The sequence below is a fragment of the Demequina activiva genome (genome assembly GCF_016862815.1).
GTDB lineage: Bacteria > Actinomycetota > Actinomycetes > Actinomycetales > Demequinaceae > Demequina > Demequina activiva.
Map to the genome: position 1 here is coordinate 104,952 of NZ_BONR01000004.1, position 20,074 is coordinate 125,025.

Annotated in this window: 21 protein-coding genes and 2 tRNA genes; 7 read left to right on the plus strand and 16 right to left on the minus strand. The window is 70.3% G+C overall.

Going from position 1 to position 20,074, the window contains the following annotated elements:
* Positions 1 to 297: 297 nt before the first annotated feature.
* Complete coding sequence (locus Dac01nite_RS09550; RefSeq protein WP_203656348.1) at positions 298 to 759, plus strand: thiol-disulfide oxidoreductase DCC family protein; 462 nt, start codon at positions 298 to 300, stop codon at positions 757 to 759.
* 2 nt (positions 760 to 761) lie between these two features.
* Here Dac01nite_RS09550 and Dac01nite_RS09555 read toward each other — a convergent pair whose 3' ends face one another.
* The 3 genes from Dac01nite_RS09555 to Dac01nite_RS09565 all read right to left on the minus strand — a co-directional run bounded on the left by Dac01nite_RS09555 (position 762) and on the right by Dac01nite_RS09565 (position 2,547).
* Positions 762 to 1,715 carry a hypothetical protein gene (locus Dac01nite_RS09555; protein WP_203656349.1) on the minus strand — a complete coding sequence of 318 codons (954 nt, stop codon included), beginning with the start codon at positions 1,713 to 1,715 and terminating at the stop codon, positions 762 to 764.
* A 34-nt stretch (positions 1,716 to 1,749) separates the two neighbouring features.
* The gene (locus tag Dac01nite_RS09560) at positions 1,750 to 2,325 is read right to left on the minus strand and encodes an RNA polymerase sigma factor (RefSeq protein WP_203656350.1); all 576 of its coding nucleotides are present in this window, start codon (positions 2,323 to 2,325) and stop codon (positions 1,750 to 1,752) included.
* 149 nt (positions 2,326 to 2,474) lie between these two features.
* Positions 2,475 to 2,547: transfer RNA gene (locus tag Dac01nite_RS09565), tRNA-Glu, on the minus strand.
* A 142-nt stretch (positions 2,548 to 2,689) separates the two neighbouring features.
* Between Dac01nite_RS09565 and Dac01nite_RS09570 the strand changes: the two genes are divergently transcribed.
* Positions 2,690 to 3,736 (plus strand): serine hydrolase domain-containing protein, encoded by a 1,047-nt coding sequence (locus Dac01nite_RS09570; RefSeq protein WP_203656351.1) that lies wholly within the window; start codon positions 2,690 to 2,692, stop codon positions 3,734 to 3,736.
* 113 nt (positions 3,737 to 3,849) lie between these two features.
* Positions 3,850 to 6,003 (plus strand): ATP-dependent Clp protease ATP-binding subunit, encoded by a 2,154-nt coding sequence (locus Dac01nite_RS09575; RefSeq protein WP_203656356.1) that lies wholly within the window; start codon positions 3,850 to 3,852, stop codon positions 6,001 to 6,003.
* Between the two features lie 125 nt (positions 6,004 to 6,128).
* Here Dac01nite_RS09575 and Dac01nite_RS09580 read toward each other — a convergent pair whose 3' ends face one another.
* From Dac01nite_RS09580 to Dac01nite_RS09615, 8 genes are all read right to left on the minus strand, one after another.
* The gene (locus Dac01nite_RS09580) at positions 6,129 to 6,893 is read right to left on the minus strand and encodes an ankyrin repeat domain-containing protein (RefSeq protein ID WP_203656357.1); all 765 of its coding nucleotides are present in this window, start codon (positions 6,891 to 6,893) and stop codon (positions 6,129 to 6,131) included.
* A 161-nt stretch (positions 6,894 to 7,054) separates the two neighbouring features.
* Positions 7,055 to 7,126: transfer RNA gene (locus tag Dac01nite_RS09585), tRNA-Gln, on the minus strand.
* A gap of 54 nt (positions 7,127 to 7,180) precedes the next feature.
* Positions 7,181 to 8,197, minus strand: coding sequence for a hypothetical protein (locus tag Dac01nite_RS09590; protein ID WP_203656358.1), 1,017 nt, complete (start codon positions 8,195 to 8,197; stop codon positions 7,181 to 7,183).
* Between the two features lie 120 nt (positions 8,198 to 8,317).
* Entirely contained in the window at positions 8,318 to 9,163 is an 846-nt protein-coding gene (locus Dac01nite_RS09595) for a MerR family transcriptional regulator (protein ID WP_203656359.1), read from the minus strand.
* A 34-nt stretch (positions 9,164 to 9,197) separates the two neighbouring features.
* The gene (locus Dac01nite_RS09600) at positions 9,198 to 9,539 is read right to left on the minus strand and encodes a YciI family protein (RefSeq protein WP_203656360.1); all 342 of its coding nucleotides are present in this window, start codon (positions 9,537 to 9,539) and stop codon (positions 9,198 to 9,200) included.
* 105 nt (positions 9,540 to 9,644) lie between these two features.
* Positions 9,645 to 10,379, minus strand: a complete 735-nt coding sequence (locus tag Dac01nite_RS09605; protein WP_203656362.1) for an HAD family hydrolase — start codon at positions 10,377 to 10,379, stop codon at positions 9,645 to 9,647.
* A gap of 9 nt (positions 10,380 to 10,388) precedes the next feature.
* Complete coding sequence (gltX, locus tag Dac01nite_RS09610) at positions 10,389 to 11,897, minus strand: glutamate--tRNA ligase (protein WP_203656363.1); 1,509 nt, start codon at positions 11,895 to 11,897, stop codon at positions 10,389 to 10,391.
* Entirely contained in the window at positions 11,894 to 12,679 is a 786-nt protein-coding gene (locus Dac01nite_RS09615) for a fumarylacetoacetate hydrolase family protein (RefSeq protein ID WP_203656365.1), read from the minus strand. The genes gltX and Dac01nite_RS09615 overlap by 4 nt, the downstream gene beginning before the upstream one ends.
* A 63-nt stretch (positions 12,680 to 12,742) precedes the next feature.
* Here Dac01nite_RS09615 and Dac01nite_RS09620 point away from each other — a divergent pair, with 63 nt between their 5' ends.
* Genes Dac01nite_RS09620 through Dac01nite_RS09630 form a run of 3 tightly spaced genes read left to right on the plus strand, consistent with a single transcriptional unit; the run spans position 12,743 to position 15,207 of the window.
* A complete protein-coding gene (locus Dac01nite_RS09620) occupies positions 12,743 to 13,234 on the plus strand; it encodes a ClbS/DfsB family four-helix bundle protein (protein WP_203656367.1) in 492 nt (163 codons plus the stop codon).
* Complete coding sequence (locus Dac01nite_RS09625; protein ID WP_203656369.1) at positions 13,231 to 14,310, plus strand: heparan-alpha-glucosaminide N-acetyltransferase domain-containing protein; 1,080 nt, start codon at positions 13,231 to 13,233, stop codon at positions 14,308 to 14,310. Before Dac01nite_RS09620 ends, Dac01nite_RS09625 begins: the two co-directional genes overlap by 4 nt.
* A 27-nt stretch (positions 14,311 to 14,337) precedes the next feature.
* The gene (locus Dac01nite_RS09630; protein ID WP_203656371.1) at positions 14,338 to 15,207 is read left to right on the plus strand and encodes a 3-methyladenine DNA glycosylase; all 870 of its coding nucleotides are present in this window, start codon (positions 14,338 to 14,340) and stop codon (positions 15,205 to 15,207) included.
* 24 nt (positions 15,208 to 15,231) lie between these two features.
* Here Dac01nite_RS09630 and Dac01nite_RS09635 read toward each other — a convergent pair whose 3' ends face one another.
* Positions 15,232 to 15,795, minus strand: a complete 564-nt coding sequence (locus Dac01nite_RS09635; protein ID WP_203656373.1) for a TetR/AcrR family transcriptional regulator — start codon at positions 15,793 to 15,795, stop codon at positions 15,232 to 15,234.
* 241 nt (positions 15,796 to 16,036) lie between these two features.
* Here Dac01nite_RS09635 and Dac01nite_RS09640 point away from each other — a divergent pair, with 241 nt between their 5' ends.
* Positions 16,037 to 17,614 carry an MFS transporter gene (locus Dac01nite_RS09640; protein WP_203656375.1) on the plus strand — a complete coding sequence of 526 codons (1,578 nt, stop codon included), beginning with the start codon at positions 16,037 to 16,039 and terminating at the stop codon, positions 17,612 to 17,614.
* Positions 17,615 to 17,681: 67 nt separating this feature from the next.
* Here Dac01nite_RS09640 and Dac01nite_RS09645 read toward each other — a convergent pair whose 3' ends face one another.
* The 4 genes from Dac01nite_RS09645 to Dac01nite_RS09660 form a co-directional block, all read right to left on the minus strand.
* Positions 17,682 to 17,834, minus strand: coding sequence for a hypothetical protein (locus tag Dac01nite_RS09645; protein ID WP_203656376.1), 153 nt, complete (start codon positions 17,832 to 17,834; stop codon positions 17,682 to 17,684).
* A gap of 103 nt (positions 17,835 to 17,937) precedes the next feature.
* Positions 17,938 to 18,582, minus strand: coding sequence for a CueP family metal-binding protein (locus tag Dac01nite_RS09650; protein WP_203656377.1), 645 nt, complete (start codon positions 18,580 to 18,582; stop codon positions 17,938 to 17,940).
* A 79-nt stretch (positions 18,583 to 18,661) separates the two neighbouring features.
* On the minus strand, positions 18,662 to 19,072 hold the full coding sequence (locus Dac01nite_RS09655; RefSeq protein ID WP_203656378.1) for a DUF6153 family protein: 411 nt from the start codon (positions 19,070 to 19,072) through the stop codon (positions 18,662 to 18,664).
* 58 nt (positions 19,073 to 19,130) lie between these two features.
* Positions 19,131 to 20,048, minus strand: coding sequence for an EamA family transporter (locus Dac01nite_RS09660; RefSeq protein WP_203656379.1), 918 nt, complete (start codon positions 20,046 to 20,048; stop codon positions 19,131 to 19,133).
* Positions 20,049 to 20,074: the final 26 nt, after the last annotated feature.

Sequence of the window (20,074 nt, forward strand, 5' to 3'; positions counted from 1 at the left end):
CATTGTTCGCGCGGAATCGCCGCTCGGACTGGATCACGTTACGTGGAAGTTTCAACAATTTCTAGAGAACGACGGTGTGGCATTGATCACGGAATACACCCTGGGGTAACCGCGTTCGAGCCAGCAGTGTCACAGATGGGCGGAATGTCCAGAATGCCCCCGCCCAAGAGATGCCTGCGGGGGCTCGTGCCGGGTTAATCCCATCATTATCAAAACCGATAACAATAGCGCGCGGCGAAGAGAGGTGCCAGTCGAAGGTGCCAGTCGAGAGTCCGGCGTCAAGATATCGTGGAGAGCATGGCGCGATCGATCGTGATCTTCGACGGCGACTGCGGCCTGTGCAACGGGTTCGTCGCGTGGCTGATTCGGCACGACACAGACGCGAGCTTCCTCATCATCGGCAGCGCTGGTGAGGTAGGGCGCTCGGCTCTGAGCGCCATGGGCCTGGAACCCGAGGTCGCGGCCTCAACCCTCGTGGTCGCCACCGTGCACGGCCCGCGCGTGCGGTCCGATGCCGTCGCGGAGGTCCTCAGTGGCCTTGGGTGGCCGTGGAGGGCCGGCGCGATCGTCCGCTGGGCCCCGCGAGGGCTCCGCGACCGTGTCTACGACGCGGTGGCCAGGCGCAGGCCCCGCAGCCCCTCCGAGGACCCTGCGTGCGGCAACCCGCCGCGCGAGCTCATCGCGACGTGGCGCTCCCGGCTCGCATCGCAAGGCGACATCGACGCGCTCGTCGATGCTCAGCCCTCACCGCGCGGCTGAGCTCAGGAACCCTTGCCACCAGCACCGGCGGGCTTGCCTGCGTCGTCGGACTTGCCTGCGTCGTCGGACTTGCCCGCGCCGTCGGGCTTGCCCGCGCCGTCGGGCTTGCCTGCGTCGTCGGGCTTGCCCGCGTCCCCGGGTCCGACGCCGTCGTCGGGCTTGCCTGCGTCGTCGGGCTTGCCTGGGTTCTCAGGGGCAGATCCATTCTCCACCCCGTCCGCCGGCACCTCGTCCGGTGCGCCTGGCGCGTCGGGCTGGCCCGCGCCGCCGGGACGACCGGGGGCGTTCGCCCCCGGCGCCTCGCCGGCATCGGCGCCACGTCCGATCAGGCGGGCCCTCTCAGAGACCGCCTGACCGAAGTCCTTGCCTTCGAGATCCGTCTCGCTCATCCACAGCAGCATCGCGGCGACCTGCTCGCGCACCTGCTGGGACTGCTCCGAGCCCGTTCTCAGCACCGCATCGGCCGCGACGCGCAGGCCCTCAGCAGCCTCGCCGTCGACGCCGTCGAGCGAGTCCTCGGCGTGTTCGAGCGCGCCCTCGACATCGCCGTCCTCCACGAGGCTGCGCACCTCGAGGAGCCGCTCGCTCGCGCCACCGGCGTTGACACCCACCGCCTCGAGAGCGCGATCGAGACCGTAGAGCGCGTCGCCCGGCGCGGACTCATCCGCTGCAGCAGCCCCCGCGAAACCGGCGCCGAACAGCGCGGCGAGAGTGACCGCGCCGGCGGCACGGCGTCGCCACGGTGATCGCTTGACTCCGGTCGAGGGCGCCGCTGGGACCGCAGCGGCCATCGAGGCGGCGGCCGCCGCGACCTGCGCGTCCGAGGGGACGGCAGTGGCGGTGGCGCGCATCCGGCTGATCGTGGGAACGAGCGGCGCCAAGCGCTCGTCCGCGACGTCGCGCCCGCTCAGGAGCGCATCGATCTGGCGGCTGTCGAACTCGCGTGTCTCGTTCATCTCATACGGGACATCGTCTGCCGGCCGGAAAAGGTTACGCGCAGTCTCGGGACGGGGCGCGGTCGCGCCCCAGAGAGGCCCGCAACGCGGTGATCGCGCGGTTCTGGAGCACGCGTACAGCGCCTTCGGACTTCTCCATCGCGACGGCGGTGTCCTTCACGGACAGGTCGGCGACGACGCGAAGCATGAGCACCTCGCGCTGCGTCGCGCTGAGGTTCTTGATCACGGCGCTGAGCTCGATGAGCGCGAGGCTGGACAGGGCCTCCGCCTCCACATCGCCGCCCGCACGCTGATCGCCTAGATCGAACGGGTCGCCATCCGCCATCTCCACCGTCCGGCCCCGGGAGCGCCAGGCGTCCACGGCTCGCCTGCGCGCGATCGTGAACACCCACGCCCGGAACGCGTCCTCGTCGCCGTCGAAGGCGTGGATGTCGCGCGCGACGCTGAGGAACGTCTCGGACACCAGGTCCTCGGCCTCCTCCGGCGGGCCGACACCGCGCAAGAAACCGAACAGGGGGCCGTAGAGATCCCGATAGATCTGCTCCCACGCCCACGTGGCACCCTTGCGCGCGACGATCAGCGTCGATGCGAAGTACTCGCCCAGGGCCATCGCGTGGGAGATCCTCTCCTGTCACGTGCGCGTCACGCGCAACTGCAGGCGAAGGTAGCACCGGCGGGCTGATCGTGCGACACCCCTGTGACGACACCGTCCCGGAAACGAAGAACTCCCCACCGAGATCCGGTGAGGAGTTGATTTCGTAGCCCCGACGGGATTCGAACCCGCGCTACCGCCTTGAGAGGGCGGCGTGCTAGGCCGCTACACAACGGGGCCCTAGCTGTCCGCCCAACACCGCGGCGAACCGAGACACGATGATAGCCCATCGGTCCGCTGTTGCGCCAATCGCCTCATCGGAGGATGCGCATCGGCCTGGCGACGGATGCGCGGCGCCTTTCGTACCGGGCAGGATCGTCCCATGGACGCCTCCGCCGCCACCGCGCGCCTCGACCGCATCGCCGCCAAGGCGGCCTCCCATCGCGACGCCGCTGGCGTGCGATTCGCCGTGAGAATGCCTGGCTTCGAGTGGTCCTGGCTCCACCCCGACGCGAAGGAGCAGTACTTCGTCGCCTCGGTCACCAAGCTCGTCACCGCAGCCATCGTCCTCCAGCACATCGACGAGTCTCGCTACGACCTCGACACACCGGCCGTCTCGCTGCTGCCACAGGGCACCATGGACGGGCTGCACGGCGGCGCAGGAGTGGATCGCTCGGCACTCGTCACCGTGCGCCACCTCCTGGGCCACACCTCGGGGATCGCGGATTACTTCGAGGGCGCGCGGATGGGCCAGCGTGCGATCTTCGAGGAGATGCTCCGCGGCGACCTCGCCTGGACCCATGCCGAGGCACTCGACATCGTCCGCGGACGCACGCCCGACCGCGACCCGGGCGACCACGGCCGGGCCTTCTACTCCGACACCAACTACCAGCTCCTCCACCTGGTCATCGACGGCCAGGACGGCAGCTTCGAGGATGCCGTCGCCCGCCGGGTCTGCGATCCGCTGGGACTCGAGGACACCTACGCCTACAGCGCCGACACGCTCGCGCGGTACGACCAGGTCCAGTCGATCCACTACGGCGAGGGTCCGCTCGAGCTACGCCACGCGATGGCGTCCTTCGGCGCCGACGGCGGACTGGTCTCCACAGCGGAGGATCAGCTCGATCTGCTCGACGCCATCATGGGCGCCAGGCTCTTCTCCCCTCAGCTGCTGGACCAGGCGACCGGCACCTGGCGTCCCCTGTTCTTCCCGCTCGAGTACGGGCTGGGCGCGATGCGCTACCGGCTTCCCCGCGCGTTCTCGCCGCTCTCGCCCATGCCGGCCCTCATCGGCCACTCGGGGGCGACAGGCTCGGTGCTCTTCCACGACCCCGCGCGTCAGTTGACCATCGCCGGGTCCATCAACCAGCTGCGCCGGCGCTCGCAGGTGTTCAAGGTCCTGTGGCGGCTGGAGCGCGCTCTGCGCTAGCGCCCCACCCCCGTCGGCCCGGGCTCCCGCTTGCCCCGAGCATCGGCGTTATGTAAACTTGAGCGTAAGCGGCTCAACTTTTGCCGCTCAGGTTTCGGACCAGGAGGATCACCATGACTGCCACCTCGCAGGCTCCTCAGCAGGAGGAGCAGGCCAGCGCCCTCGAGACGTTCGGCCAGGACTTCACCGCGCTCGCCGAGTCCGGCAGCCTCGACCCCGTGATCGGCCGCGACGAGGAGATCCGGCGCGTCATGCAGGTGCTCACCCGTCGCACCAAGAACAACGCCGTGCTGATCGGCGAGCCAGGAGTGGGCAAGACCGCGATCGTCGAGGGTCTCGCACAGCGCATCGTCGCCGGCGACGTGCCCTCGTCGCTGAAGGACCGTCGTGTGATCGAGATCGCGATGAGCTCGGTGGTGGCCGGCGCCGCCTACCGCGGCCAGTTCGAGGAGCGCCTCGAGGCCATCCTCGCGGAGGTCGAGCAGGCCGAGGGTCGCATCATCCTGTTCGTCGACGAGCTGCACACCATCGTGGGCGCCGGCAAGGCGGACGGATCCGTGGACGCGGGCAACATCCTCAAGCCCATGCTGGCCCGCGGCAAGCTCCGCATGATCGGTGCGACCACGCTGAACGAGTACCGGGAGCACATCGAGACCGACAGCGCCCTGGAACGCCGCTTCCAGCCGGTCTACGTGGGCGAGCCCAGCATCGACGACACGGTCGCCATCCTGCGCGGCCTGCAGGAGAAGTACGAGGTCCACCACGGCGTGAAGATCACCGACGAGGCGATCGTCGCATCGGCCCGGCTGTCCGATCGCTACATCGCCGACCGCTTCCTGCCGGACAAGGCCGTGGACCTGATCGACGAGGCGACCAGCGCCCTCAAGATGCAGCTCGACTCGATGCCCATCGAGCTCGACCGCGCGCGCAGGCGCATCATGCAGCTGGAGATCGAGCGCACCCAGGTGGCCAAGGACAAGGCCGACGCGGCCAAGGCCAGGCGCGAGGAGATCGACCGCGACATCGCTCGCCTGCGCGACGAGTCCGAGGCGCTCACCATGCGGTGGGCACGCGAGAAGGACCTCATCGTCCGGGTCTCCAGCGCGACCGAGCGCCTCGAGTCGCTGCGTGGCGAGCTCGAGCGTGCGGAGCGGCTGGGCGAGCTCGAGAAGGCCGGCCGCATCCGCTACGGGGAGATCCCCGCGGCGGACAAGGCGATGGCCGATGCTCGGGCCGAGCTGGACGGCATCGAGCCGAACGAGCGCATGCTGCGCGAGGAGGTCACCGGCGAGGACATCGCCGCCGTGGTCGCCAAGTGGACCGGCGTGCCCGTCGAGAAGCTGCTCACGGACGAATCCGCGAAGCTGGGACATCTCGAGGAGCGCCTGCACGAGCGCGTCGTCGGCCAGGACCGGGCGATCACGGCCGTGTCCGACGCGATCCGGCGCGCCCGAGCGGGCATCGCGGACGAGCACCGACCCATCGGCTCCTTCCTGTTCCTGGGCCCGACCGGCGTGGGCAAGACGGAGCTCGCGCGAGCACTCGCGGAGCAGCTCTTCGACGACGAGCGCGCGATGATCCGCATCGACATGTCCGAGTACATGGAGTCGCACGCCGTGAGCCGCCTCATCGGGTCCCCCCCGGGCTACGTGGGCTACGACCAGGGCGGGCAGCTCACCGAGGCGGTGCGTCGCCGTCCGTACAGCATCGTGCTGTTCGACGAGGTCGAGAAGGCGCACCCGGACGTGTGGAACGTGCTGCTGCAGGTGCTCGACGACGGCCGCCTCACGGACGGACGCGGGCGCACGGTCAACTTCACCAACACGATCCTCATCATGACCTCCAACCTGGGCAGCGACATCGTGCTGGGGTGGGACGGCGTGCATCGGGAGGCGCTCGAGCATGACCTCCTCGCGGTGCTCAAGCAGGCCTTCCGCCCCGAGTTCCTGAACCGCCTCGACGACGTGGTGATCTTCGACCGCATCGACGCTGCGTCGATGGAGGGCATCGTGGACACCGAGGTGGGCAAGGCGGTGCAGCGCCTGCGCGTGCAGAAGGACATCGCGCTCGGCGTGTCCCCGGCACTGCGGGAGTCGCTGGCGCGCGACGGCTTCGATCCGGCGTTCGGGGCCCGGCCTCTCAAGCGGCTCATCCAGACCCGGCTGCTCAACGAGCTGGCGCGCGAGATCGTGGAAGGCCGCATCTCGGAGGGCGACAGCGTGAGCGCCGACTGGACCGGCGAGCGGGTCACGCTCACCGTCGGCTAGGTCCAGCCCCTCCCCCGACAGCTCGAACCACGTGCGGGCCGACACGCTGGGGCCCGCCGGCGCGCCGGTCGCCTCGCCCGGCGTGTCGCCTCCCTCGCGGTTCGAACTGTCGGGGCTGGCGGGGTCTAGAGCTCGCCGCTCGTCGCCGCCCCATACTGCCGGAGCGCGGCGGCGGCCTCCTCGTGACCGGACGCGAGCGCCACGTCCAGCGCAGTGTCGCCGTCGGCCTCCACGAGGTTGACGTTGGCACCTGCCAGCGCCAAGGTCTCGATCACGTCCGGGTGGTTGGCGAAGGCGGCCACGAAGATCGCGCTCGCGCCGAACCCGGGATTGGGCAGGTCGATGGGCGCGCCCGCCTCGATCAGAGCCTGCACCGCGCGGACGTTGCCGTCATAGGCGGCAAGGTGGAGCGGCGAGCCGTTCACAGAGGTGGTCGCGAAGACGTCGAACGGCGCTCCTGCGGACGCGAGCGAAGCGATGATCGCCGGGTCGACGTCGTTGGCGGCCGCGTGGTGCAGCGCGGTGTAGCCGCTCGAGCCCACGGCCGCAGGGTCCGCGCCCGCGTCGAGAAGCACGTCCACGAGGGCGGCGTCGTCGCGGATCACCGCAGCCATCAGGGCGGTGGTGCCGCTGGCGACCTCGAGTCCGGGATCCGCACCGGCTTCGACGGCGAGAGCGACCAGAGCCGCGTCCCCGGCACGGAGGGCCTCCGCGAGCTGCTCGTCGAGCGGACGGTCGTCGAGAGCTGCGGCGCTCGCACCGGGGTCGGCCGATGCGGTGGCCGAGGTGACCGTCGAGCTCTCACCGTCCGAGGCGGTCGAGCAGCCCGCCAGCAGCAGCAGGCCCGCGCCTGCGGCAGCAGCGCGGGCAAGGATCGTGGTGGTGGTCATGGTGTCCTCCCTGAGTTGGTGACACCAGACTTGCGCTCGGCAGGCGGGCGCGGCGGCTCTCGATAACACTGTTATCACTTTGTGATGAAGGGCAGCCGATCCGGGGACGGGGAGGGTCGCGAGGGCATGAAAAAAGCCCGCCGTAGCGGGCTGTTCTCCAGCTGGCCTACCTGGACTCGAACCAAGACTAACGGAACCAGAAACCGTCGTGCTGCCAATTACACCATAGGCCAATCCGTTCGGCCGGGGCCGAACACACCGGTCGAACCCGAGGGCCGACCGGCGCACTACTCTACCGCGCTCGAGCCCTCCCGCAAAACCGACGACGCGCAGCCCTGCGCGGCGATCGCATCGAGCACGAGGTGGGCGACGGCATCGTCGCGTTCGGGATCCGCGCTCGGCAGTAGCGCCGTCTGGACGAGGTGGTCCCCACACTCGAGAATCGGCCCGGTGGCAGGGCCTTCGACGGGCAGCAACGCCTGGGGGTCCGCCGCGACACGCACCATCAGGGCCTCCCCCTGGCCGGTCAGGCCCACGAGGTCCACGAAGGCGTCCGTCCCCAGCCGCTCGCTCACGATCCACACCTGGGAGGCGTTGACGGCAGCGACGATCCGATCGCCCGCGGCGGTCCAGGTCTGCGGCGCCGGGCCCGGCGCCGCATTGCCGTCGACGAGCACCGCGGCGCGCAGCTGCGCCACGGGGTCACCCTCGAGGATGAGCGCCTGGGCCACGAATGCCACAAAGGCCTCGTCTGCCCGCGCGGCGGCGAGGGCGGCGTCGAGCGCCTCCTCGTTGTCGATGTAGAGCAGCTGCGGAGCCGGGTCGCAACCGCCATCGGCCACCCGATCGCCGACCGCCTCAGCCCACTCCTGGGCTCCCGCCGCGTCGAGGCCCTGCAGCGCCCGCGCGTTGAGCACTGCTGGCAGCGGCCCAGCGCCGCCCGCAGGATCGATTCCGAGGGCGCCTCCCACGATCGCGAGCTGATCCGCGTCGGAGTCAGGATCCGGGCGGTAGTCGAAGCCACGCTCGCGCATGCATGCGGCGATCTCGAGCTCGTCGAGCCAGAAGTGGTGGAGGATCATCGACTCCTGTCGAGCCGTGAGCCCCGCGGCGGGCGCCGCGTCGACCGCGGAGTCCTCGCCCGAGGCGTCGGACGCCGCCGGGCCCCATGCGTCGAGCGCCAACGTCCCGCCCACCACGGCGAGCACGCCTACCATCCATCTCCACTGGCGGGCGCGCCATGGCGGCGGCCGCCACCGCTCGCGCGGCGCGGTCTCGATCGACTCGACGTCGATGGTCTCCATCGCCCTCCCCGGGCACCAGCGCTGCCGGGGTCTCGCGCGTCGGCGCCCTCAGGGGAACCCTACGCCGCGTCCGCGCCGGCGTCACGGCCCGGCGGAGAGGACGGCGTCGCGCCTCTCACGCTACCGCGATGGCCGGTAGGGGAAGGCGATCTCGCACACGACGTCCTCCGCAGCCGCAGCCAGCACATCGGCGACGTACACCTCGCGCGACGGCATGGAGGCGATCATCTCCCCGTGCTCCGACACCCACGCCGCCACGGCGTCGTAGGCCGCGAGGATCGCGGGGTACTCGATGCCCGCCTTGGTGGCCGGCACGTAGGCCTCCGCGTGCTCGTCCTCACGGCGCAGCACGATGTCGCCCTCGGGTTCCGCGGGGCCATCGATCACGACGCACACCTCGACGACGGCGCTCGCGTCGGGGCTCACCGGGCCATGGAAGATGACATAGGTGGGCTCCTCCGGCGTCGTGTCGAGCGCTCTCAGGCCCGGATGGCGCTCAGCCCACTCGAACAGGGTGGAGAACGCGGACATGATGAACTCCTCCAGCTCAGGCTGGAACAGCTCCTTCGAGATGACGGCCAGCTTGCGGGCCGGCACAGTGCGGGTGTGGATGTCCATGGGGGGTTGCCCCTCTCTGCGCAGGCGCGCGATGACGTAGCGGCCGATGCCGCGGCGGTCGGCGTGGCGACGCTCCTGGCCCGACCACCAGTCCTGGTAGACGGTCAGGGCGTCGCCCGGGGAGGCGTCGAGGATTCGTGCCACCACCGCCAGCGGCACGTCGATGCGCCGCAGGTCGCCAATGAGCGTCGCCCGTGCCCGCTGGTCCGGCGAGTAGTACCGGTAGCGGGTCACGGGGTCGACATGAGCGGGGGCGAGCAGGCCATGGTCGTCGTAGTGACGCAGCGCCTTGATGGACAGGCGCGTGTGCCGGGCGAAGTCCCCGATACCTAGCAATCCCTCGTTCATGTCACCGATGCTGGCGTCTCCCCCTGCGGGAGGGTCAAGCGTCCTCTTCCGACCAGTCGTAGAACGGCCTCACCTCGAGCACGCCGCCGCGCGCCATCGGATGGCCCAGCGCCACCTGAACCGCCTCGTCGAGGCTGCCGCACTCAAGGATGTCCAGGCCCGCGATGTGCTCGTGAGTCTCCGCGAACGGACCGTCCGTCACGGAGGTCCCGTCGCGCCGGACGCGCACCGTTCTGGCTTGCGAAGCGGGGGCGAGCCGGTCGCCGAAGAACCGCGCTCCGGTGGCGTCGTGCTCCTCGACCCAGGCGGTCGGGTCGTCGTCGCCCTCGATCGGATCAGCGATGGGCTCGGTGAGGACCAGCATGAGGTACTTCATGGGTGTGCCTTTCGTCGGGCGGAGTCTCCGCCGTCGCCCTGTCCACGAATGGTGGCACGTGCGCACGACAACTCACCAGAGATGCGCTCCATGGCGACCGTGACGTCAGGGCGTCAGCTCCAGCGATGGAACCACCTGGTCAAGAGCGGACACGCGCACGATCCTGTCGAAGCCCGGGCTCGCCTCGTCGAACGCCACCCGGCCGGCGCCGGGCCGGTCGATCCAGACGCCCGTGAGCCCCGCATCGGCCGCTCCCACGGCGTCGATGTCCGGCTCGTCCCCCACGTACGCGACATTCTTCGGGGCAAGGCCCAGCCGTCGCACGCCCTCGTGGAAGACGCGGGGATCAGGCTTGCCGACGCCGAAGGTGTCGACGCCCACGAACATCTCGACGCGCTCGAGGCCGCACGCCGCAAGCTTCATGATCTGGTAGTCCGTGTCCGCGTTCGAGACCGCTCCATAGGCGATGCCGGCGCTCTCGAGAGTCTCGAGCAGCGGCAGCGCGTCCTCGTGCGCGCGCCACCCCTCCCGAAAGTGCCGCTCGAAGCCTTCATCCCAGATGTCGTAGGCGTCCTCGTCCAGGGGCGGGCCACCGTACTCGGCGTGGAGCTCGTTGGCTCGACGCTTGCGCTGCTCGCGGTGGCTGAGCTCGCCACGAGTGTGGGCCCGATACCAGCCGGAGCGATCCTCGCGCCAGAACCGCACCACCTCGTCAGGGTCGAGCCCATCGCGCAGGTACTCGTCCGCCACGCGCAGCAGCGCGTGACGGAACGCGCCGCGAGTGTCGACCAGGGTGTCGTCGATGTCGAGCAGGATGCCCCGCACGGGCCCAGCCAGCATGCCGCGCCCCTAGAGCGAGGCTCGCAGGCGACGCAGACGGGCGAGCGAGTGCTCCTGGCCCAGGATCTCCATGGACTCGAACAGCGGCGGTGACACGAGCCGGCCGGTGACGCCCACGCGCAAGGGGCCGTAGGCGAAGCGCGGCTTGATGCCCATCTGGTCCACCAGCACGGCCTGCAGCGCCTCCTGCTGCGCGGCGGCGCTGAAGTCATCCAGGCCCTCGAGCACGCCGATGGCAGCGTCGAGCACCTCAGCGGCGTTGTCGGGCAGCTTCGCGATCGCCGCCTCGTCGTACGGCAGCGCCTCGTCCTCGACGAACAGGAACCCCAGCATTCCCGGCGCCTCTCCCAGCAGGTTCATGCGGGTCTGGACCAGCGGCGCCGCCTCGGCGAGCGTCTGCTCCTCGTGCGGGGCGAGCGCCTGGGTGTCGGCGGTCGACAGGTGTCCGGATGCGTGCAGGTAGGGCACCATGCGGTCCACGAAGTCACCCAACGGCAGCGCGCGCAGGTGCTCGGCGTTGATCGCCTCGGCCTTCTTGAGGTCGAAGCGCGCCGGCGTCGGCGTGACGTCAGAGATGTCGAACGCCGCGACCAGCTCCGCGGGCGTGAAGATGTCGCGGTCCGGGCCGATGCTCCAGCCCAGCAGCGACAGATAGTTCAGCAGGCCCTCGCGGATGAAGCCGCGGTCGCGGTGCAGGAACAGGTTGGACTCCGGCGCGCGCTTGGACAGCTTCTTGTTGCCCTCGCCGGTGACCATGGGCATGTGCCCGAACTGCGGCACCCGCTCGGACACGCCGAGCTCCACCATCGCGCGATGCAGAACGATCTGCCGCGGCGTCGAGGACAGCAGGTCCTCGCCGCGCAGCACGTGCGTGATCGCCATGAGCGCATCGTCCACAGGATTGACGAGCGTGTAGAGCGGCACACCGTTGCCGCGCACGATGACGAAGTCCGGGATCGACCCTGCGGGGAACGTGACGTCGCCGCGGATCAGGTCCGTGAACGTGATGTCCTCGTCCGGCATGCGCACGCGGATCACCGGCTGGCGACCCTCGGCACGGTACGCGGCCTTCTGCTCCTCGGTGAGGTCGCGGTCGAAGCCGTCGTACCCCAGCTTGGGGTCGCGGCCGGCGGCGTGGTGGCGCGCCTCAACCTCCTCCGGCGTGGAGAAGGACTCGTACGCGTAGCCGCCCTCGAGCAGGCGGCGCGCCACATCCATGTGGAGCTCGTGTCGCTCGGACTGACGGTAGGGCGCGTGCGGACCACCCACCTCGGGACCCTCGTCCCAGTCCAGGCCCAGCCATCGCAGCGCGTCGAGGAGCTGCTCGTAAGACTCCTGCGAGTCGCGCTCCGCGTCCGTGTCCTCGATCCGGAACACGAAGGTGCCGCCGTGGTGGCGAGCGTGTGCCCAGTTGAACAGCGCGGTGCGGATGAGCCCCACGTGCGGCGTCCCCGTGGGAGACGGGCAGAACCGCACCCTCACCTCGCTCGTCTCCACCGCATCGTTCACAGCCGTCATCGGCGGATCACCGGATTGCGCAGCACTCCCAGCCCCTCGATCTCGATCTCTACGACGTCCGCGTGGTTCAGCTTCGTCACACCGGACGGCGTGCCGGTCAGGATGATGTCACCGGGAAGCAGCGTGGTCACCTCGGAGACCATCGCGACAGCCTCGGACACGTCGCGGATCATGTCCCGGGTGCTCCCGGTCTGCACCGTCTCGCCGTTGATGCGCGAGCTGATCTGCGCATCGTCCCAGCTCAGGTCCGTCTCGATCCACGGACCGAGCGGCAGGGAGGTGTCGAAGGCCTTGGCGCGGAACCACTGGTCCTCCTGGCGCTGCAGGTCGCGCGCCGTGACATCGTTCGCGCAGGTGTAGCCGTAGATGTAGTCCGTGGCGCGCTCAGGCGTGACGTCCTTGCACAGCCGGCCGATCACCACGGCGAGCTCCGCCTCGAGCTGCACATCGTCGCTGTAGTGGGGCAGCACGATGGGATCGTCGGGGCCGATCACCGCGGTGTTGGGCTTGAGGAACAGGATGGGGACCTCGGACGCAGGGCCGCGATGCGGGATCTCCCTCGCGTGAGCCTCGTAGTTCTTGCCCAGGCAGATCGCCTTCGAGCGAGGGATCACCGGCGCGAGCAGGCGCACGTCGTCCGTGAGCTTGATGCGCTCGTTGGCCACCTCCCCCGGCGTGTACATGGGATCGCCGGTGAGGACCACCAGCTCCTCCTGGCCCGGGTCGCCGTCGACGACCGCGTACCGCGGCTCGTCACCTGTCGTGAATCTCGCGATGCGCATGGGTTCCAGCCTAGCCGCGTCGCGACTCAGGTTCTTGCTCCGCGCCGTGCGTACGATGCCAGCATGACGGAGATCCAGCCGACGACGGCCGATGCGCTGATGGCCGATGCCGACGCTCAGCTGGCCGCGCTGCTGCGCCACGCCGATGCGCTCCCCGACTTCGCGGTGAGCGAGGACTTCTCCGGCGAGCGGGTCGCGGACGTCCTGGCACATCTGCACGGCTGGCACCTGCTCTTCCTGTCCTGGACCGCGAAGGAGGCGGCCGGCGTCGAGCCCACCTTCCCTGCTCCCGGCTACACCTGGGACCGCCTCGCCGAGCTGAACGCGGCCATCCTCGCGGAGCACGCGCATCGGCCGTACTCCGAGCTGCGCGGCCGTCTGGTCGACTCGCACGCCCGCATGCTCGACGCCGTGCGGGGCCTGGACGACGGCACGCTGTTCGACGTGGGCGCCCACGCGTGGGCCGGCGACCAGTCGTTGGGCCTGGTCGCGCACGAGTGCCTGGGCGGGCACTACCGGTGGGCGGAGAGCGCATTGGGCGTATGCGCGCGGTGACCTCCCCATCCACCACCAGGGTCCGCGCGCGCATCGACGGACTGGATGTCGCGCGTGCCATCGCCGTGCTCGGGATGATCGCCGCGCACATCGGCGACGAGGGCACCCGCGCCCCAGACACCGAGGGCTGGGGGTGGCTGGTCATCTCCCACGGCTTCCCGTCATCGTTGTTCGCCGTGCTGGCCGGGGTGTCGATCACCCTCATGCTCACGCAGCGCGGCGTCGTTCCGGTGGCCGACGTCGGCTCCGAGCAGCTCACGCGGACACGCATCCGTGTGGCCGTGCGCGGAGGCCTGCTGATCGTGATGGGCGTCGCGCTGATGCTGTTGGACACGTTCGTGGCGATCGTGCTGACCAACCTCGGCATCGCCTTCCTGGTGGCGCTGCCGGCGCTCGCGTGGCGCAGGCGGGTGCTGGTGCCCCTGATCGCGGTGCTGGTGCTCGCAGGCGGGTGGGTCGCGCGCGTCCTGTCCGATGCGGTGGATGCCGAGCCCTCGCGGCCGCTGCCCGTGCTCGACGCGCTGTGGTCGTACCGGTATCCCCTGCTGGTGTGGCTCGCCTACCTGCTGGTGGGACTGATCGTGGGAAGGCTGGCGCTGCGGCGGGACGTGACCGCGCTGTGGCTGGTCGCCGGAGGCGTCGCGCTCGCGGTCGGTGCACGCGTGGTCGAGGCCCTGCTCTCCGACGGGCCGCTGGAATCACCCTGGCTGTCCTCCACGTCTCACTCGTACACCCCGGTCGAGATGACCCAGAACATCGGCGTCGCTCTCGCGGTCACCGGCTCCTGCCTCTGGCTCGCGCGCCGCATTCCGAGGCTCCTGTGGCCCTTGCGCGCCACGGGGTCGATGGCACTCACGGTGTATGTGCTGCAGATCCTCGTGATCGCGCTCGTGGGCAACGAGATGATCCTCGAGCCCTCCAACGTCTCCCTGGTGGTCACCTGCGCCGGCCTCGTGGCGTTCGCGTGCGCATGGCGGGCATGGCTGGGCCAGGGGCCACTCGAGCGACTGATGACGGTGACGTCCAACGCCGCGGCCGAGGCCTACCTCACGCGGGACCGCACTGCGCTCACCTGAGAGATCTGGGCTGAGACAATGGGCGCCATGCCCACCCTCGCCGCGACCGTCCTGTCCCCGGCGGACTGGGCCGCGCGCGCAACTGCGCATCGCGATCGGGCCGATGCGCTCACCGAGGGCCGCCGCGAGCGCGCCGCGCGCGGCGAGTCCCACGCGATCGAGGACTTCCTCTTCGAGTACTACAACGCCAAGCCCGGACAGCTGCGCCGGTGGCACCCAGGCATCGGCGTCGCATTGCAGGCGGCCGATGCGCATGCCGAGCAGCGCTGGTACGTCACGCGGGACGGGGAGACGTCCCTGGATAGGGCGGCGTTCGCTGCCGAGCGCGGCGACACCGCGCTGTACATTCGTCGCCTCCTGGTCGCGACGGCCGGCCGCGCGCCGCTGCTGGGCTGCTTCGGGATGCACGAGTGGGCCATGGTCTACCGATCGGCGGATGTCGAGCGCCGGCACGGCCTGCCGCTGCGCCTGGGGTCGGAGGGGACAGATGCCGCCGTCGAGGCGAACCCGCTGGTGTGCACGCACTTCGACGCGTTCCGCTTCTTCACGCCGGAGGCGGTGCCGCGCAACTCGACGCAGCTCACGCGCTCCACGCAGCCCGACTCCGAACAACCCGGCTGCCTGCACGCCACGATGGACCTCTACAAGTGGTGCCTGAAGCTGGGTCCAGCGGTTCCGGGCGAGCTGCTGCTGGACTGCTTCGCATTGGCGCGCGACGTGCGGCGGGTGGACATGCAGGCCTCGCCCTACGACGTGTCGTCCTACGGGCTCTCGGCGATCGCCGTCGAGACGCCCGCCGGAAAGTCCGAGTATGCCGCCCGTCAGCGCGACTTCGCTCGCCGTGCCGCGCCGCTGCGAGAGCGCCTCATCGAGGTCTGCGACGCGGTGCTGGCCTGACGGCGGCGCACCGCTCGCGGAAGGTCAGGGAACCAGGTCCTCGGCGACCGCGAGCGCCGCTGCGGTGCGATCCGCTGCCGTTCCACCCAGGTCGCTGCCAGGCTTGTTGGCGAACAGCACTGACATGATCGCCATGCGCATGCGCAGCTTGTCCTCGACGCTCGCGTTGGGCGGCAGCGCCGCCGTCCACAGGCGCTGCTTGATCTGATGCACCAGCGCGGTGGTCGACCGGAGGTTGTTGAGCGCGACCTCGTTCTGCTGGACGCACTGGATGACGCCGCCGCCGGTGCCGCGCGTGATGTCACCGAGGCGGCGAACCACCTCGAGACGACGCTCCCGTGTGGAGGGCCCGGACTGCATCCACTGCACCAACCCGTCGATCTCGTCCGAGACCTTGCTGAGGAGCGAGTCGAGGATCTCCTCCTTGGTGCGGAAGTGGTAGTAGAGCGCCGCCTTGGTGACGCCCAGGTCCTCGGCGATCTCGCGCAGCGAGGTCTGGTCGTAGCCGTTGTCCGTGAAGCGCTCGAGCGCGACGGTCTGGATGCGCGCGCGGGTGTCACCGCGCTTGCGCGTTCCTGACTCGACCATGGCTCTCCCTCTGCTGCCGAAGAAACTTCACAAGAAGTCTACTTGACGACCGGCTAGCAATCGCACTAGCGTCACTCTCATAACTTACCGGACGGCTAGTTGATTCCACAAGGAACGCAACCACCATCCCCCATCGTCGCCGTCCTCGGCCGAGGCTACGACATCGCCCACCGACGGGCACGCCCCCACGCCACGGCGCGCATCGGACATGCCTGCACGCCACCTCCCCGGAAGGCTCCTCATGGACACCACCCCCGACCCCCGCCGCTGGTGGGGTCTCGCCGCGATCGGGCTCGCGCAGCTCATGGTCGTGCTCGACATGACCATCGTGAACATCGCCCTGCCCACCGCTCAGGCGGACCTGGGCATCTCGGATGCGGACCGCCAGTGGGTCATCACGGCCTACACCCTCGCGTTCGGCGGCCTGCTGCTGCTGGGAGGGCGCCTGGGCGACGTCTGGGGTCGCAAGCGCACGCTCATCGTGGGGCTCGTAGGATTCGCCGCCGCGTCCGCGCTGGGCGGCATCGCGCAGAGCTTCGAGATGCTCATCACCGCCCGCGCCCTGCAGGGAGTGTTCGCCGCGCTCCTGGCACCGGCCGCACTGTCGATGCTCAACGTCACCTTCACGGATGCCCGCGAGCGCGCACGCGCCCTGGGCGTCTACGGCGCGATCGCCGGCGGTGGCGCCGCCATCGGACTGATCCTGGGCGGAGCGCTCACCCAGTACGTCGACTGGCGCTGGACGCTCATGGTCAACGTTCCCATCGCAGCGCTCGCAGTCGTGGGCGCGGCGCTGTTCCTCCACGACCCCGTCGGGGGTCGCGTGCGGGTCCGGCTCGACATCCCCGGCGCGCTCCTCGCCACCGGCGGTCTGCTTGCGATCGTGTTCGGCCTGAGCGAGGCGGAGCAGGACGGCTGGACGTCTGCCATCGTGCTCGGATCGCTCACCGTGGGTGTGCTGCTCATGGCCGCGTTCGTCGCTGTCGAGCGCCGCACCCCGCACGCACTGCTGCCGCTGCACCTGCTGCGCGACCGCAACCGCCTGGGCGCGCTCAGCGCCGTGGGCCTGTCGCAGATCGGCATGTTCGGCGTGTTCCTGTTCCTCACCTACTACATGCAGGGCGTTCAGGGCTTCTCTCCCATGGCCACCGGCATCGCCTTCCTGCCCATGGTCGTGGGCATGATGACCGGCGCGGTGGGCATCTCTGCCCGCCTGCTGCCTCGCGTGGGCCCGCGGCGCCTCATGATCCCTGGGCTGCTGATCGCCGCGGGAGCGCTGACGTTCCTCACCCAGATCGAGGTCGGCTCCTCCTACTGGCTGCACGTGTTCCCTGGCCTGCTGTTCCTGGGACTGGGCATGGGCCTGACCTTCATGCCATCGATGGCCACCGCCACGGGCGGCGTGCGCGGGTCCGATGCGGGAGTCGTGTCCGCGACGCTCAACACCACCCAGCAGGTGGGCGGCTCGATCGGCATCGCGCTGCTCAACACGATTGCTGCCTCCGCGACCTCGGCATGGATCCTCGACAACGGCGGCCCGGCGGCAGACCTCGATGAGGCGGCCGTCGCGGGCTTCACCACCGCCATGTGGGTGTCCGTGGGTGCCTTGGTGCTCGCCGCCTTGACCGCGGCGATCCTCGTCAACGCCCACCCCTCCGACAGCCACCGGCCCCTCACTCCCGAGGAGCTGGCGGATGCCGATCTCGCCGGAGCGCCGATGTCCGGCGCAGAGGCTCCCGTCGCTCAGGCCGTGGGTGCACCCGCGACCGGCGGCTCCACCGATCCCGGCGAGGACGCGCCTGCAGTGATGCGCCCGTAGTCCTCGCCCCTCCCCTGCGACGCCCCTCGGACCGTTCCGGGGGGCGTCGCTCTGCGTCCGTGGCGTGTCACTGCCAGGCGGCGAGGAGTGCGCGTGTGAACGGCACCACGACGTCGCCGTCCGCAGCCGTGCCGTCGCCGGTCGGCGTCGAGGCGTACCCGAACAGCGCTCGCCCGCGCTCGCGCACCAACGCGTCGTGCGTCGCTCGCCACGTGGTCATCGTGCGCTCGTCCGGCCTGCCATGACCCACTCAACGTAGCCAGCGCGTGCGCGGTTGGGGCGAGGGCGCGCGGTGCCGTCACCCCGACGGCACCGCGCTCGTCTCACGCCAGCTGCATCGTGGTCACGCAGGTGGCGTCCTCACCATCATCTGTGCTCAGGCGCTCGGTGGCGGTGAGGCCGTCCCGAGTGATCGTCAGGTCGACCTCCGTGCCGCGGGGCAGCCACAGGCCCACGAAGCCGTTGTCGAAGGTCACCATGGACTGCTCGAGGAGCACCTCGCCCGATGCGGCGTCGGTGACCAGCACGTCGACCGCCTCGGAGCGCATCTCGCCTGCACACGTGGTGAGCGAGTGGAAGTAGCACTCGTGGGTGGTGTCGACGTAGGGAGCGATGGAGACGTAGAACTCGTCCTCGGGCATGGGCAGAGCGACCTCCGCGCCGCTGGCGTCAGAGATCAGCAGCTCATCCGGCCGGATCGAGGCGAACAGCTCGGACTCTCGCTCCGCGAGCGCCGTGGCGTCGAGCGTGTCGATCACCTCGCGGGCGTCGAGACCGGCGAGGCCGTAGGCCCCGAGGATCTCGTCCGCCGAGGGCTGCGGAGCCTCCGGGCTCGGAGCCTCCGGGCTCGACGACTCGGAGACCGGAGCCTCCTGCGCCGGGGCGGCGGTGCACGCCGCGAGGAGGAGGGCAAGTGCCGCGGATGCGGCGGCGACGCGGATGCGCGCCTGGGTTCGGGTGTGAAGCATGGAAGTTCCTTCTGTCAGGGGGGTGGGATGAGCGTGGGCGCAGCCGGTGCGGAGGTCCGCAGGCCGCGCAGCGCTCACCTCACGTCCGACAGATGCCGAGTGCGGACAGATCCGGTGGCCGGACCGGGCCGGGCGGCACGCGCACCGCGGTCGTAGCGAGGGGCTGGCGAATCGCGAGCCAGACCACGGGTGCGGGCCGCAGCGCGGACATGAGCGCGACCACCACGATCGTCACGAGGCATGCGATCATCGCGCCCTCGTCGTGGTCGATGCAGCCGGGGCAGTCCGCATCAGCGGCGACAGCCGTCAGCGCAGGCCCATGGTGGAGGCCATCCGTGGCGTCGCTCGCCATGCTGGCCGAGCCGCCCGCGGAGGCGTGAGCGAAGCCCATGCCGAGCACCAGCGCCAGGGCGAGCAGCCCGCCGAGCACCACCCATCGCGCCGCCAGCGGGAGTCCGGTGCGGCGTGCGCGGGTGGGCGCGCTCGTCATGATGCGTCAGTCTAGAACGGTCGACGAGCGGCTCAGACGGGACGAACGGCCCGGCGGCTCACTCCTCGGATGGACGACGATGGGCGCCGTCGGCGGCGACGTCGAGCATGGCCTCCTCGACCGCCGGCACGGCCTTGCGCCCGGCCGATGCGACGGCCCCCACACCCGCGACGGTCACCAGGGCGATGCCGGCCGCGACCACCCACGTGAGGCGCTGATCGAGCAGGACGAGGCCGGCGATCGCGGCGATCGCCGGCGCGAGTGCCAGCAGGATCGCGAAGGTCTCGGCCTTCATGCGTCGCAGTGCGCTGAGCTCGATCCCGTAAGGAATGGCGGAGGACAGCACGGCCACCGCGAGGCCCAGCGCGAGCGCCTGCGGCGCCAGCAGCGCTGCGCCCACCACCACGCCCGCGATCGGCACGGTGATGAGTGCGCCCACAGCTGCCGCCAGCGCCAGCCCCACCAGCCCCGGCATCGCCGCGCCTGCGGCCCGCGCGGTGAGGATGTAGGCGGCCCACATCACGGCGGCGCCGGCGGCGAACAGAAGGCCCACAGGGTCGAGGTCCTGCGCTCCACCCCCCAGGAGCACCACCCCGGTCGCGGCCAGGCCCGCCCAGAGCAGGCCCTTCCAGCTGCGGCTCGCGAACACGCTCAGCACCAGCGGGCCCATCACCTCGATGGTGACCGTCACGCCCAGCGGGATACGGGCGAGCGCAAGGTAGAAGAAGGCGTTCATCGCCGCGAGCGACACGCCGAAGGCCAGCACCGTGGGCCAGTGGATGGGTGCGCCGCGCCGCAGCCGCAGGAACGCGAAGGGCAGCAGCACCAGCGCGGAGAACAGCAGGCGTGACGCGATGACGCCCCACGCTCCGATGTCAGGGATGATCGTGACGGCGACCGCAGCGCCGGCCTCCTGGCACACCAGTCCCAGGAGCACCAGCAGCGGCATCGCTGCGGTGCGGGAGTCAGTGGCCATGTGCCCATCCTGGCGCACGGCAAGTC

Coding starts and splice junctions, on each gene's coding strand:
- Dac01nite_RS09640 (WP_203656375.1), top strand. CDS start 16,037: ATGGACACCACCCCCGACCCCCGCCGCTGGTGGGGTCTCGCCGCGATC.
- Dac01nite_RS09560 (WP_203656350.1), bottom strand. CDS start 2,325: ATGGCCCTGGGCGAGTACTTCGCATCGACGCTGATCGTCGCGCGCAAG.
- Dac01nite_RS09655 (WP_203656378.1), bottom strand. CDS start 19,072: ATGACGAGCGCGCCCACCCGCGCACGCCGCACCGGACTCCCGCTGGCG.
- Dac01nite_RS09595 (WP_203656359.1), bottom strand. CDS start 9,163: ATGAACGAGGGATTGCTAGGTATCGGGGACTTCGCCCGGCACACGCGC.
- Dac01nite_RS09660 (WP_203656379.1), bottom strand. CDS start 20,048: ATGGCCACTGACTCCCGCACCGCAGCGATGCCGCTGCTGGTGCTCCTG.
- Dac01nite_RS09580 (WP_203656357.1), bottom strand. CDS start 6,893: ATGACCACCACCACGATCCTTGCCCGCGCTGCTGCCGCAGGCGCGGGC.
- Dac01nite_RS09570 (WP_203656351.1), top strand. CDS start 2,690: ATGGACGCCTCCGCCGCCACCGCGCGCCTCGACCGCATCGCCGCCAAG.
- Dac01nite_RS09630 (WP_203656371.1), top strand. CDS start 14,338: ATGCCCACCCTCGCCGCGACCGTCCTGTCCCCGGCGGACTGGGCCGCG.
- Dac01nite_RS09650 (WP_203656377.1), bottom strand. CDS start 18,582: ATGCTTCACACCCGAACCCAGGCGCGCATCCGCGTCGCCGCCGCATCC.
- Dac01nite_RS09590 (WP_203656358.1), bottom strand. CDS start 8,197: ATGGAGACCATCGACGTCGAGTCGATCGAGACCGCGCCGCGCGAGCGG.
- Dac01nite_RS09605 (WP_203656362.1), bottom strand. CDS start 10,379: ATGCTGGCTGGGCCCGTGCGGGGCATCCTGCTCGACATCGACGACACC.
- Dac01nite_RS09550 (WP_203656348.1), top strand. CDS start 298: ATGGCGCGATCGATCGTGATCTTCGACGGCGACTGCGGCCTGTGCAAC.
- Dac01nite_RS09555 (WP_203656349.1), bottom strand. CDS start 1,715: ATGAACGAGACACGCGAGTTCGACAGCCGCCAGATCGATGCGCTCCTG.
- Dac01nite_RS09645 (WP_203656376.1), bottom strand. CDS start 17,834: ATGACCACGTGGCGAGCGACGCACGACGCGTTGGTGCGCGAGCGCGGG.
- Dac01nite_RS09615 (WP_203656365.1), bottom strand. CDS start 12,679: ATGCGCATCGCGAGATTCACGACAGGTGACGAGCCGCGGTACGCGGTC.
- Dac01nite_RS09635 (WP_203656373.1), bottom strand. CDS start 15,795: ATGGTCGAGTCAGGAACGCGCAAGCGCGGTGACACCCGCGCGCGCATC.
- Dac01nite_RS09575 (WP_203656356.1), top strand. CDS start 3,850: ATGACTGCCACCTCGCAGGCTCCTCAGCAGGAGGAGCAGGCCAGCGCC.
- Dac01nite_RS09620 (WP_203656367.1), top strand. CDS start 12,743: ATGACGGAGATCCAGCCGACGACGGCCGATGCGCTGATGGCCGATGCC.
- gltX (WP_203656363.1), bottom strand. CDS start 11,897: ATGACGGCTGTGAACGATGCGGTGGAGACGAGCGAGGTGAGGGTGCGG.
- Dac01nite_RS09600 (WP_203656360.1), bottom strand. CDS start 9,539: ATGAAGTACCTCATGCTGGTCCTCACCGAGCCCATCGCTGATCCGATC.